11 protein-coding genes and 2 pseudogenes are annotated in these 12440 nt (G+C 57.5%); 9 read left to right on the top strand and 4 right to left on the bottom strand.

Going from position 1 to position 12440, the window contains the following annotated elements:
• Positions 1–6 precede the first annotated feature (6 nt).
• Positions 7–1086 (bottom strand): maleylacetate reductase, encoded by a 1080-nt coding sequence (locus GSQ77_RS27055; RefSeq protein WP_158906875.1) that lies wholly within the window; start codon positions 1084–1086, stop codon positions 7–9.
• Positions 1086–1685, bottom strand: coding sequence for a nuclear transport factor 2 family protein (locus tag GSQ77_RS27050; RefSeq protein ID WP_158906873.1), 600 nt, complete (start codon positions 1683–1685; stop codon positions 1086–1088). The genes GSQ77_RS27055 and GSQ77_RS27050 overlap by 1 nt, the downstream gene beginning before the upstream one ends.
• Positions 1686–1909: 224 nt before the next feature.
• Here GSQ77_RS27050 and GSQ77_RS27045 point away from each other — a divergent pair, with 224 nt between their 5' ends.
• The 8 genes and pseudogenes from GSQ77_RS27045 to GSQ77_RS27010 all read left to right on the top strand — a co-directional run bounded on the left by GSQ77_RS27045 (position 1910) and on the right by GSQ77_RS27010 (position 9654).
• Positions 1910–2983 (top strand): Gfo/Idh/MocA family protein, encoded by a 1074-nt coding sequence (locus GSQ77_RS27045; RefSeq protein WP_158906871.1) that lies wholly within the window; start codon positions 1910–1912, stop codon positions 2981–2983.
• A 382-nt stretch (positions 2984–3365) separates the two neighbouring features.
• Complete coding sequence (locus GSQ77_RS27040) at positions 3366–4217, top strand: shikimate dehydrogenase (RefSeq protein WP_158906869.1); 852 nt, start codon at positions 3366–3368, stop codon at positions 4215–4217.
• Between the two features lie 521 nt (positions 4218–4738).
• A complete protein-coding gene (locus GSQ77_RS27035) occupies positions 4739–5446 on the top strand; it encodes a GntR family transcriptional regulator (protein WP_158906867.1) in 708 nt (235 codons plus the stop codon).
• A 24-nt stretch (positions 5447–5470) separates the two neighbouring features.
• Positions 5471–5590, top strand: a pseudogene (locus tag GSQ77_RS27030) (carboxymuconolactone decarboxylase family protein); the annotation flags it as partial.
• 92 nt (positions 5591–5682) lie between these two features.
• Positions 5683–6927: an alpha/beta fold hydrolase gene (locus tag GSQ77_RS27025; RefSeq protein ID WP_254067843.1), complete on the top strand. Its 1245-nt coding sequence runs from the start codon at positions 5683–5685 to the stop codon at positions 6925–6927.
• On the top strand, positions 6927–7343 hold the full coding sequence (locus GSQ77_RS27020) for a cupin domain-containing protein (protein ID WP_158906865.1): 417 nt from the start codon (positions 6927–6929) through the stop codon (positions 7341–7343). Before GSQ77_RS27025 ends, GSQ77_RS27020 begins: the two co-directional genes overlap by 1 nt.
• A 98-nt stretch (positions 7344–7441) precedes the next feature.
• Complete coding sequence (locus GSQ77_RS27015) at positions 7442–8908, top strand: aldehyde dehydrogenase (protein WP_158906863.1); 1467 nt, start codon at positions 7442–7444, stop codon at positions 8906–8908.
• Positions 8909–9045: 137 nt separating this feature from the next.
• The gene (locus tag GSQ77_RS27010) at positions 9046–9654 is read left to right on the top strand and encodes an NIPSNAP family protein (protein WP_158906861.1); all 609 of its coding nucleotides are present in this window, start codon (positions 9046–9048) and stop codon (positions 9652–9654) included.
• A 13-nt stretch (positions 9655–9667) separates the two neighbouring features.
• Here GSQ77_RS27010 and GSQ77_RS27005 read toward each other — a convergent pair.
• Positions 9668–9766, bottom strand: a pseudogene (locus GSQ77_RS27005) (IS6 family transposase); the annotation flags it as partial.
• A 205-nt stretch (positions 9767–9971) separates the two neighbouring features.
• Here GSQ77_RS27005 and GSQ77_RS27000 point away from each other — a divergent pair.
• Positions 9972–11084 (top strand): FUSC family protein, encoded by a 1113-nt coding sequence (locus GSQ77_RS27000; RefSeq protein ID WP_158906859.1) that lies wholly within the window; start codon positions 9972–9974, stop codon positions 11082–11084.
• 975 nt (positions 11085–12059) lie between these two features.
• Here the strand turns inward: GSQ77_RS27000 and GSQ77_RS26995 are convergent.
• A partial coding sequence (locus GSQ77_RS26995; protein WP_158906857.1) for an SDR family NAD(P)-dependent oxidoreductase occupies positions 12060–12440 on the bottom strand: 381 nt, incomplete at its 5' end.

Genomic DNA, 12440 nt, shown 5'->3' with positions numbered 1-12440 from the left:
GCGTCCTCATTTCGTCGGCTCGGGCGGCAGGCCTTGCCATGCCAGCCGGAGCATGTGGCCAAGCGCAGGAGCGTCGGGCGCACGCGGGTTGGAGTAGGCGTTCTGCATGATCAGATCCACTGCGCGATCGATGCCCGATTCAGGCATGCCGAGCGCTTCTAGCGAGCGCGGTGCATCGAGTTTGACCGCGAGCTCTTGTAATCCAGACCACGCGAGCCGTGAATTCAGCGCGCGAGCTATGCTCGTCATCGCGCGTGGCGCCGCATTTGCATTGTAGGCGACGACGTGCGGAATCATGACCGCATGGGTTTGCGCATGCGCGAGGTTAAACGTTCCGCCGAGCACGTGGCATATCTTGTGATGCAGGCTCATGCGGACCGTTCCAAGACACGTTCCGCACAGCCATGCGCCGTATTGGGCGAGACGCCGCGCCTCCACCGAATGAGGTGACTGGACGATGTGCAGCAACGACTCCGCAAGCGCCGCGATGCCTTCCTCCGCCATCAGCGAGGTCACCGGATTGGCGTCTGTCGCGTAGAGTGCCTCGACTCCGTGCGCGATCGCATTGAGACCGCTCGCGATACTCAGCGCGATGGGCAGAGTCAGCGTGAACTCGACATCGTATATGACGACTTCGGGCAGCACTTCTAACGTGCGCAGGGTGTGCTTCTGCCCGTCGCGCGTCTCTCCGATAATGGGCGTCACCTCGGAACCCGCGTACGTGGTTGGCAGCACGATCTGCGGCAGTTTCGTGCGCAACGCGATGGCTTTCGAGAGACCGATGGACGAACCACCACCGATTGCTATCACGCAATCCGCGCGCGCGCTTCGAGCCGCGTCGAGCGCCCGCTGGGTCACATCCCAGGGCGTATGCATGGTGGCACCGGCGAAGAGGGCGGTCGATCCGGCGTCGAACTGTCGCGCGATGTCGTCGCCGAGCGTCGCCTGTTCGCGCGTCGTGACAATCAAAGGACGTTTGCATCCGAGTCTTTCGACTTCCGCTGCGACGTCCTTGCGCTTTCCCGCACCCATGACGATGCGGGCCGGCAACGCGTCATAGGTGAAAGCGTCGACCTGTCCTCTCATCACAGTGTTCCCGTGTCGAGCCAGGCGCGGCCGCGCGCGTAGAGCGCCTCGACGGCGGGGCCCGTGAGTCCGGGCATGTCGCGTTTGACGGCATAGCCGATCTTCGTCTGAATATACGCAAGATGACGATAACCCTCGGGGAAGCGGCCGAGTATTTCGGCATCGAGATCCAGCTTTACACCGGTCTTGACAGGATCAAGGCGGTCTTTCTCATAAATCGGCTGACGCAAGCGCAGCAGCCATTCGCCATCCAGTTTTTCATAGAAATCGTAGAAGCGCCCGGTGCACACGACATCGCATTGAAGCCCTTCTACGTCGCCGCGTTGCGAGATTGTCATCTTGGTCTGCGCGATCGCACGCGTATCCGCGAGATCGATGGACGTACCACCGAGGAAATGCAGGATGCTGACGCCGCGTGCCCAACCCTCTCGCGTCACGCGAATGAATTCAGGTCCGCTCCCCTGAAACCAGGTAGCCATCATCCGGCCCTCCGGATGCCACAGTCTCGCGAAGCGGTCCCAGTCTCCGGCATCTCGCCACACGGCCCAGTTATCGATTGCTTCGCGAATGGCCAGGCGGTCAAGCATCACAGCGTTCATGGATGTCCTTAAGTTCATATGGGTGAATACGTTCACATATTGATTACGATAAGGCGTGGAGTCAAGCGCGTTTTGGCTATTTCGGGATAAACCCTCGTTTGTTCCTCTACGTGAACCCGAGTGGAAAATGCGTTGACATCCTGTTTATCTAGTTTCTAAACTTGCGACATGCATGTACGAGAACACGTTCACATACAAGATATTCTTGAGGAGGCATCAGGCCAATGTCGGAAATCAGCATCGCGGTAGTCGGGGCGGGAGTCATCGGCAAGCGTCATATGCAGGAGATCGCAAATAGTGATCAATGCAAGCTTGTGGGAATAGCCGATCCATCCCCCGAAGCCGAACATCAAGCCGCTACGCTGGGAGTGCCGCTTTACAAAGATTATCGCAAGCTGCTCGATACGCAGCATGTCGACGCGGTCATTGTGTGTACGCCAAACAGCACGCATGTGGAAGTTGGAATGGCGTGTATCGACCGCGGAATTCCGGTGCTAATCGAGAAGCCGATTTCCGATGATCTTGCATCCGCGCGAGCGCTTGCCGAAGCTTCACGCAATGCGCGTGTGCCGGTGCTCGTTGGACACCATCGTAGGCACAACCCGATGGTGCGGGCTGCAAAGAAGGCGATCGGCGAGGGACGCATCGGCAAGCTGGTGGTCGTAAACATCATGTGTCTCGTGTACAAACCCGATGCTTACTTTGCAGTGCCTTGGCGTCGGCATACCGGAGGTGGGCCGATTCTCATCAACATGATCCATGAGATCGATCTGATTCGGCACCTTTGTGGAGACGTCGTTTCGGTTCAGGCGGTAGCGTCGAGCAAGACCAGGGCGCATGAAGTCGAGGATTCAGCTGCTTGCACGCTTGAACTCGATAACGGAACGGTTGCGAACATCAGTCTCTCCGATACCGCTGCGACGCCGTGGAGCTGGGATACCGCAGCGGGAGAAGACCGCCAGCTTTTCGATTACCGTCAGGTGCCAACACATTTCTTCGCGGGCACGGACGGTGCGCTTTCATTGCCCGACCGAACCCTTTGGTCATACGACGGTGAGAAAGGCCGTCATCGCCGGATTCATGACCAGCTCATTCCAGTGGAAGAAGAGAACGTCTATGCAAATCAATTGCGCCACTTCGTCGATGTCGCAAGCGGCGCGGCCGAACCGCTCATCGACGCGTACGACGCCGCGCGGACGCTTGCGACAACTCTCGCTGTTGTGGAGGCAGCGCGGTCGGGTCGAAGGATCGATATCACCGCGGATACCCGGTTTAGAGTAGACGATGCCGTTGCATGAAGTGGTGCACGCATAAGCGTAAATTAAAAAGGGACGTAGAGGTCCGCTGTCAAGCAACTCAATGTTGAATACATCCTCGATACGCGACCCTTTGGGGCTTTCTGCTGGACGTGATCGACTTTCCAATCTGAGGTAGTCGGTGCGATCTAGCCCATCGCGACAACATCGAATCGGTCGAGAATTAGCACGGTCAATCCCAGCAGCATAATCTTCGACACTGGAACTTCGCTCAGCTTTTTGTATTACTCACGATACCGATCGGCACTGCGATTGCCGCAGCGTTTATCCAGAGTCGCCGGAGCGGTACGATGCTACAAAATGTCACCTCGCACTGACTGGCTTGCATCGGGTCGAGAGATCCGATGCCAACATGGACTAGATAATGACGATAAAAGATGAAAGACATTCGCTCAACTCACCCGTCGACGCGCTGACGCGCCTCTTCTATATCCTCGGTTCTCCTATCTCGCATGTTCGCGCGCCGGTCGTCTGGAGCGCGCTCTTCAAGCGTTACGGCGTGAACGCCTTGATGCTGCCAGCCGACGTGACCGCTTCGAACTTCAATACGGCGATGAAAGGGTTGAAGGCGACTGAAAATGTCGATGGTGCGATCTTGACCATGCCGCACAAGTTCGCAGCAATGGACCATGCTGACGTGTTGACGCAACGTGCCCAGCGCATCGGTTCCATAAATCTGCTGCGGCGGCTCGCGGATGGGACTTGGGAAGGCGACAACGTCGATGGCGCCGGGTTTCTCGCGGGCTTGCATGCGGATGGCGTGAGTCTGGAGGGTGTCAATGTCTATCTGCATGGCTGCGGCGGCGTTGGCCGTTGCATCGGATGGACGCTGGGGATGGAGAAAATCGCGAGCCTCACCGTCAATGATGTCGATGAAGGGCGCGCGCATGAACTGGCACGCTCAATTGCAAGCGTGTCCAGCGCGCGTTTGGCAATGGGTATGCCGTCGATGAAGGACATCGATATCGCCATCAACGCGTCACCGGTCGGACTGAACGCCAGCGACACCCTGCCATTTCCCGTCGATGCACTGCCGTTCCATGCAGTCGTCGCCGATGTGATCATGGAGCCGCGCATGACCGCGCTGCTCGAGTCCGCACGCGCGCGCGGACTCAAGGTTCATCATGGAAGAAACATGATGAACCACGCTATGCCGATAGCAGCGTCGTTTTTTGGCTTGCCCGATTCGTTCGACTGGAACGGAAACGTCCTTTAAAGACACTCGTTATTGGCCGCAGCAATTGCGGCTGCGTCGGACAGTTTATTCGCGGAGCACCGTGAGGCTGACTTCGTCAAGTAAATCGCGGCGGTGAACCAATTATGATTCGTATAACGAATTAATAAATAATAGACTTCTTAGAATATCAAAGTATGCGGAGAAGAAGCCCATGCCGCTGTACATGATGAGCCGCGCTCGCAACTGGTTAAACCTACAATAAGAGATTTTGAAATGAGGAGGAAAAGCAGCCATGCTCGCCGGTCTTGATCTCCTGTAATCATTTGAACGGAAAAGATTTCCAAAAGTTCTGCGGTTCCGGCTTACAACCCAATCATGTCCGGAAATCGGTGCCTGGAAAGGGTTTCGCGGAATTTCCAGTTTCCGGAAAACGGCGAAAATGATATGGCACTAGTTTATGACCGTAATACGGTCCTTGCTAAGTGTCGTTTGGCCTCCTATGCTAATAGCATATTACCGTATTACGCTATTAACGACTGCTGACTTGTATTGAGGAAAATATGTCCGAAGCACGCGTTTTCCAGATTGTCTCGGCGGCGCCGTTGCGTCAGCAAGTTGCCGCCATGCTGCGCAAGGCGTTTGCACGTGGAAAATTTGAGCCTGGTCAGCGGCTGGTAGAGCGCGACCTGTGTGAGATGACTGGGGTAAGCCGAACGTCCGTGCGCGAAGCACTACGCGAGCTTGAATCTGAGGGGCTTGTCGTCACGCTGCCTGTTAAAGGGCCGATTGTTGCACCTATTACATTGAAAATCGCAGAAGAGCTTTATGAGTCGCGTGGTGTCCTTGAGGGCCATATGGCGAGGCAATTCGCGCGACGCGCTCTCCCTCAACATCGGGCGGCGCTACATGCCGTGGTCGACGAATTTGACCAGGTGTACGAAGCTGGAGATCTCGAAAGCTTGCTGGACGCGAAAGAGCGCTTTTATTCGATCCTGATTGACGGAGCAGACAACAGTGTGTTGGCGGCCGGATTAAGAAGCATCCATGTACGAGCTATGCAGTTACGCTCAATCGGCATCGCCCGCCCACACCGGAACAAGGAAAGTCTTGCGCAAATGAAAGTGTTTGGCGCAGCGCTGCTCGCGGGTGACGAGGATTTAGCATGGCGTTGCTGTCAGGACCACGTGGCGGGTGCGGCGCAAGCTGCCCTTGCCACACTTAGAGATCGCGAACAAACGGGTATTTCGAAAAGCCAGAACCCTAAATAAGGGTACATCAAATAAAGTTCTGATGATCTGCGGCTGCACCTTCGCGACGCCTTAAGAAACGGCTGCACGCCCGAAGAGATCCGCGAGGTTCCACTTCAGGGCGCTGTGTACTGCGGCGTCTTACAGGGTTTTTCGAAACAGTAAAATTAGGATGCCTAACCTCTATCACGATGTTGTCATGCTGAGATTTTGCTTATACAAACCACATTAAGGAGCTAGACCAAATGACACGGAAATTGGATCATTCGCTTGTGCAAGAAGCGGTGAAGGCTTGCACGTTGACCGGCTTACCCGCACCTCATCGTAGTCGAGCGCTGCTTGAGATCGACAACGTCCGCTTTGGCGTTGAAATTACCCGTGAGGGCGTTCACTATCTTCCGGATGTCGGTATCAACGCGAGTTGGGATTTCTCGATCGCAATAACCGGCGAAGAATGGAAATTGTTTTGCGCACCAGTTCCTCCGCGCGGCTTCACCTCCGTGGGGGCAATCGTTTCAACGCAGGGTGCCGAGCGGATCGGTGGCGATCGCGCAAGTTGGGCACGCGCCACTGTAGTCCTTGACCGTATCGTTGAGAAGCTGCGTGAAACGCAGGTAGGAAAACGCTCGCCGACGGCTAAGGCACCCCCATTGCGTAAAGGCCTCAGCCCGATCGAAGGGCGCTATATGACCATCGACGTTAATGGCGTGCCGCAACGCATCTACTTCGAAGCAGCGGGCAAAGGCGTCCCCGTAGTCTGTCTGCATACCGCTGGCTCGGATTCACGGCAATTCCGCCACATGCTTGAAGACCCTGAATTAACTTCACGTTATCGCCTCTATGCATTCGATCTGCCCTGGCACGGCCGCTCGGATCCACCGGACGACTGGGAAGACCAGCGTTATGCGTTGACTACCCAAACCTACGCGGACACCGTACTGGCATTCATTGCGGCCCTTGATCTCGATCACCCTATTCTGACTGGCTGCTCTATCGGCGGCGCGATCTGTCTGTATTTGGCTAGCAACCACAGTGACAAGTTTGCCGGCGTCTGTGCGCTAGAGGGCGGTCTCGGCAATCCGGGACGTTTCGTCGACTGGACCAATCGCCTCGACGTCGATCACTCAGCGTTCATGGTCAGTTGGGAAAGAGGCTTGATCGCGCCGTCGTCGCCAGCGGGGCCGCGCGCACAGACCCTTTGGCAATACGCGCAGGGAGGGCCGGGTGTCTACCAGGGCGACACGCACTTTTATTCTATCGATCTACCGAAGCACGCTGCCTCGCTCAAGCCGGCCACCTGTCCGCTCTATATTCTTACGGGGGAATACGATTATTCCGCCACGGTCGAAATGAGCCGGGAGGCGGCCAATCAGCTCGGCGGTGAGTTGATCGTCATGAAGGGGTGCGGCCACTTTCCTATGTCGGAGGACCCTATTGGCTGCGGCAAGTACCTGTATCCCGCGTTCGATGCCATCGCCCAGACCCGAACGGAGAAAATCTGATGCTGATCATACGGGGAAGAGCCGGCCTGCCGAGCGAGCAACGCTCGACGAACTTCACCGGCAGTGTCTGGGGCGACGCGTTATCCAAACCAGGCCAAGACCCAACGGTAAATAACGTCATCTTCGCGCCACGCGCTCGAACGTTCTGGCACAAACATCAAAAGGGGCAGCTCATCATCCCATCGAACGGCCGTGGTCTCGTAGTCACCGCTGACGGGAGGGCTGAGGTGCTGAGTGTAGGTGACATCGCTTGGATCGAAGGCGGTGAAATCCACTGGCATGGAGCTGCCTCGGATAGTGTCCTGACCCACGTGGCCAGTTCCTTTGGCACAACCGATTGGCTTGATGAAGTCACCGACAAGCAATACGAAGATGGCCTGCGAGTTGCCGGTCTAAATGGTGCCACACCCAAGTAATCGCCGCAACGGGTCAAGACGATAATTCAGCAAGGACATTGCTTCCATCGGTGACTGGCCGCAAGCATGGTCGTCCCTCATCCCCGGAGAAATTCAAGATGTCGAATACCGAAGTTCAAATGTTCATCGATGGCGCCTCAGTGCCAGGCGCCGAGACGTACGAATCGTTCAATCCAGCCACTGGCGAGCCCTGGGCTCTTGTTGCCAATGGCACGGCAGCAGACGTCGATACAGCCGTCAAGGCGGCGCGCAAGGCGCTTACAGGCGATTGGGGCCAACTCACCGCGCCGGCACGAGGCAAGCTGCTGTGGAAGTTGGCATCACTGATTGAGCGCGACGCAGAGCGGTTGGCACAGATCGAGACGCGAGACAACGGAAAGCTTCTGCGTGAGATGTCCGAGCAGATGCGTGCGCTGCCGGACTGGTACCGCTACTTCGCCGGCATGGCCGATAAGGTCACCGGCAAGGTTGTTCCGACCGACAAGTCAAACTATCTTGTCTACACACAAGAAGTTCCCGTTGGTGTGGTTGCAATGATCACGCCCTGGAATTCGCCGTTGTTATTGCTCACGTTCAAACTTGCGGCAGCGCTGGCGGCCGGTTGTACTGCCGTTATTAAGCCGAGTGACTACACGCCTGCGTCTACGGTGGAACTGGCAAAACTGGCGCACGAGGCAGGCTTTCCTCCTGGTGTCGTAAACGTCGTGACCGGGGTCGGTCCAGAGACGGGGAAGGCTCTCTCTACTCATCCGGATATCAACAAGATTGCCTTCACGGGGTCAACCGAGGTGGGTCGGGCGATCGCGCACGCCGCGGCAGAGAATTTCGCCCGAACGACGCTGGAACTGGGCGGTAAATCGGCACAAATCGTGTTCCCTGACGCCGATCTTGCGGCCGCCGCGAATGGAGTGATTGCGGGCATCTTCGCGGCTAGCGGGCAGACCTGTTTGGCAGGCTCAAGGTTGATCGCCCACAGCTCGATTGCCGACGAACTGGTCAAACGGATTGTGGCGCGAGCTCAGACCATCGTGTTGGGCGATCCCACCGATCCGACTACGGAGATGGGACCTTTAGCCAACGATCGCCAACTGGCCAAGGTTCTTGAACATTTCGAGGCTGCTCGAGCCGAGGGGGCGACTTTCGCATGTGGCGGTAAACAGGTCCCCGAGCTCGGAGCTCTATTCGTTCAACCGACCGTGCTGACCGGGCTGCGCCCAGACGCTCGGTCGCTGAACGAGGAGATATTCGGTCCCGTACTGTCGGTGATCACATTCGATTCGGAGGATGAAGCCGTCGCTATTGCCAACAACACGAAGTTCGGCCTCGCCGGAGGCGTGTGGACCAAGGACATTCACCAGGGCCATCGGGTCGCATCGCGCCTTCGCACAGGCACGGTCTGGGTGAATACTTATCGTGTCGTGGCACCTCAGGTCCCGTTCGGCGGCTTCGGTGACTCGGGCATTGGTCGCGAGAACGGAGCTGATGCCATTCACGCGTATCTGGAAACCAAGGCGATCTGGATTGAACTCTCCGGCAAGAGCCGCGATCCGTTTGTCATTGGCTAAATGGACCTGCTCTTCGGCGTGCTAGTCAATCAGTCCAGCAAGCAACCGCCGGCGGGTTGACATCGTTGTTTTGACTCACCGGGCTGTCCGCGCAAGCTTCAACGCAACGTGACAGTCGCGTTATCAAGGAGAACATCATGCTCTATGAACTGACTACGATTTCCAGCTCACCGCTGGAACAAACCGCCGTCTCTACCGCGGCGCGCAACTGGGTTCTGGATGGGGAAGGTCGGCTCCTGGGCGCTTGGCGCACAGAGATCGGCGAGCTCTTTCAGATCAAGCTATTGCGAAGCTTCGAGACCGCCGAGGCGTTCGAAAGGGAGCGGCTGCGGGCGCTCATGAGCGCCCATCCATTCGGTATCGATGACCCGTCCAGCCGATTGAGCATGGAGCGGTACGCGCGCTTCCCTTTTCTGCCCGACGTCGAGCCCCTGGCATTCGGGCGATTCTATGAATTCCGAACCTACCATCTGAAGCCCGGTGGCTTGCCACCGACCCTGGCGGGATGGGAGCAGGCCATGGGTCCCGCTCACGACTACAGCCGCCATTTGGTGATCAATATGTATGCTCTGGATGGGCCGCCCCGGATCACCCATATCTGGGGGTTTTCCAGCCTGGAGGAACGCGTTGCGCTACGCGCACGTCACTATGCCGACGGCCTGTGGCCACCGAAAGGCGGCCCGGAACAGATTGCAAGGGCGACATCAACGATCTGCATTCCGGAAGAGTACTCACCACTTTGCTGAGGCCACCGGTTCCGAAATCTTTGAACCCCGGCATCGGCCAAGTGATGCGTTTGATGGCCCGATGGTCCTGCTCGACGATGTTGTTCAAATATTTGACTTGACGAACCTTGATGGGTGTCTCGCGCTGCGTGTTACCGCACGCAGCGCCGCCAAATTAGTCGAGATGCATTCTTCGGGTGCCCGCTAAAACTGCTCTGCAATTGGAATGGTTCGGCACGGCGCCGCCTCTCGGCACACCGCCAAGACGATCTTACGTAACCACCGATGAGCTGGATCAGCTTGCATACGAGGATGCCGCATCGCTGACCGGAGACCGCATGTCTTGGACAAGAAAAGCAATCGATGATTTTAGTGTACTCAACGCGGGCATCGCCCGCGATTTCGTATCCTGGCCCGAACGAGGCCCTCGCATCATCGACGAATGCGAATGCGTTGTATCGGTCCTCCTGGCAATCGCCGCCGCCCATCTCATAGGTGTCCGAAATGTTGGATGGGCTGCATTCAGCGGATACATGGTGATCCGCTCGGATTTTTCTGAAAGCCTGAAGCGCGGCAGCCTGCGGGTCATGGGGACCGCCACCGGCGCAGCGCTGGCATGGCTGCTGGCGGACCGTATCATGCACTCCTCGATCCTGCTCAGCACCGCGTTGGCCGTAGTCGGCGCCGTGACGCTGTATTTCGCACTGATCCGCCGCAGCGGCTATGCGTGGCTCTTTGCTGGATTGACCTTCTCCATGGTGCTCATCGACGGCATGGAACATCCGGGCGAGGCGCTTGGCGTCTTCGCCAGGTCGCGGTTCATCGAGGTGTCGGCCGGCACCTGCGCATCCGTGCTTGTCAGCGCGGTTTCGGCGGTCTCGATTCGCCGAAAATTCCTGGGGCCGGGCGGCCAATCCGTTCAGGAGGCGCTCATTCTGAAGTCCCCGCTTTGGCATAAAGCTGCATTTCACAATGCCATGCAGGGCGCGATCGCCCTTGCCATGATTCCATGGGTGTGGGCCTGGTTCGGTATCGAAGCGCTCAGCCAGTCCAGCACCACCATCCTGGCGGTCATGATGGTACCGGTCGCCAGCCTCTCAGCCGCGCATCATCCTGCGACTTCAAAGCTAATCCACCGCTTCATCGGCTGCAGCATAGGCGGGCTGCTGGCCACCGGCATACTGATGGTCTCCCACGACTCGCCGCTCGCCATGACGCTGGCGGTGTGCATCGGCGTCATCGTCGGACGCCATGTGGAAAACGGCAAGCTCGGGGTCGCCTATGTCGGGACGCAATTCGCGCTGGCGTTCCTGGTGGTACTGGTGCCGGATACCTATTTCAATGTAGATATCCAGCCAGGGCTGTATCGTCTATTCGGTATTGCCTTCGGGATGGTGCTGCTTGAACCGGTGCGCCTTGCATTTCGTCAATTCAGACGTTCTCGGAGATAAATGTTCAGCCATGGCCATAGGCTATTGAACTCACGGCGATCGAAGCAGTTGTCTGCAGGGCAAAGCCGAGCAACAAGACAACACTGATCAGGTTGCGACAGCATTTTCAGCAGCTCTTTTCGTACTCATCCTCCCCGATCCTCTTTCATGTAACGTACAACTTCTGGACGTCGACTCTGGAGGTGTTGTCCGAGCTGAAGAAGATTGCAGAGAAGGATGCGCCCGACGACTTCCGGTTCCTTCAACTCGGGGATTGGGAATTGAAAGATAGCGGTCCTAGGGGTTTCACAGGGCGGTATGTCTACGATGGACAGAAAACGGCGGTAATGCTCCTCGTCCTTGATCTCGATCAGTCGGCCAGAAGCCGGGCGGCTGCAGTTGCCGCGACGTAATTCCTTCCATGTGACAACGTAAGGTAATAGTACTGTGTCGTCTCTCGTAGACTCCACAGCGACGTGGACCGTATGATTGAGATCAAGGCGTTCATCATGGAAGGACACACCTCGCTGGGCTGCGTGGCCTGTGCCTGGATAAGCGGGCGAAGCCATCCCACGAGCCACCGCTGCGTGCGGGAAGCGGAAGAGCCGAGCAGCGACACCTCAGTAGAGCGCGGACGAATGAAACTATGCCTTTGTCGGTTTCGTCCTTGCTGCTATCGCGTGCATAAGCACCTTGGGCTGTATGAGGCTAGCCGCTCAAGCCTCACGCCACGTTGGTCCACTCTGCGGTTTCCTCCCTCGAGGCTTGTCCAACGCCTGGCCCCATGCGCCATCGCGCGCTTACGCGGCAGCAGACAAGGGCAGGCATCGAACAACCCTTAACAAAAGCGGCCACTCGCGACATTGTTTCAGCACCGCATTGGAAATGGCGCTTTGTCGATCCCATTCCGCCGGTCGCCGTACGGCACTGGAATGACCGCCTCGACCGGTTGAATCCGCCCCAATAAGCGAGCACTCACGGTAGAACGTCATGATTTTATAGGCTGGGCGATAGGCCGCCGTCAATTCGCAGATTCATGCCGGTAATGTATCCAGAAAGTGGACTGGCGAGGAAGGCGACGGCATCCGAAATTTCGTCCAGTCGGCCAACGCGGCCAACAGGAACCTGCGCAAACATCGGCAGGACGGCACGTTCGATAACTTCCCATGGCGCGTCCTTGTCCGCCACGTTACGTTCTGCAGCGACCTCACGGAAACGGTGATCTAGCGCCGAGCTGTGTATCGTGCCGGGAGAGACGGCATTGACCGTGACTCCATCTGTCGCCACCGCCTTTGCCATCGACGCGGTCATTGCGTTCATAGCAGCCTTGCACGCCGAATATTCGGGGGCATTCGGTGGTGGCATTGTCGCGGCGAC

This window comes from Burkholderia sp. L27(2015), from assembly GCF_009765705.1.
Taxonomy (GTDB): Bacteria; Pseudomonadota; Gammaproteobacteria; order Burkholderiales; family Burkholderiaceae; genus LMUX01.
Note: the sequence above shows the minus strand (reverse complement) of the source record. Positions and strands in the feature narration are given on the sequence as shown.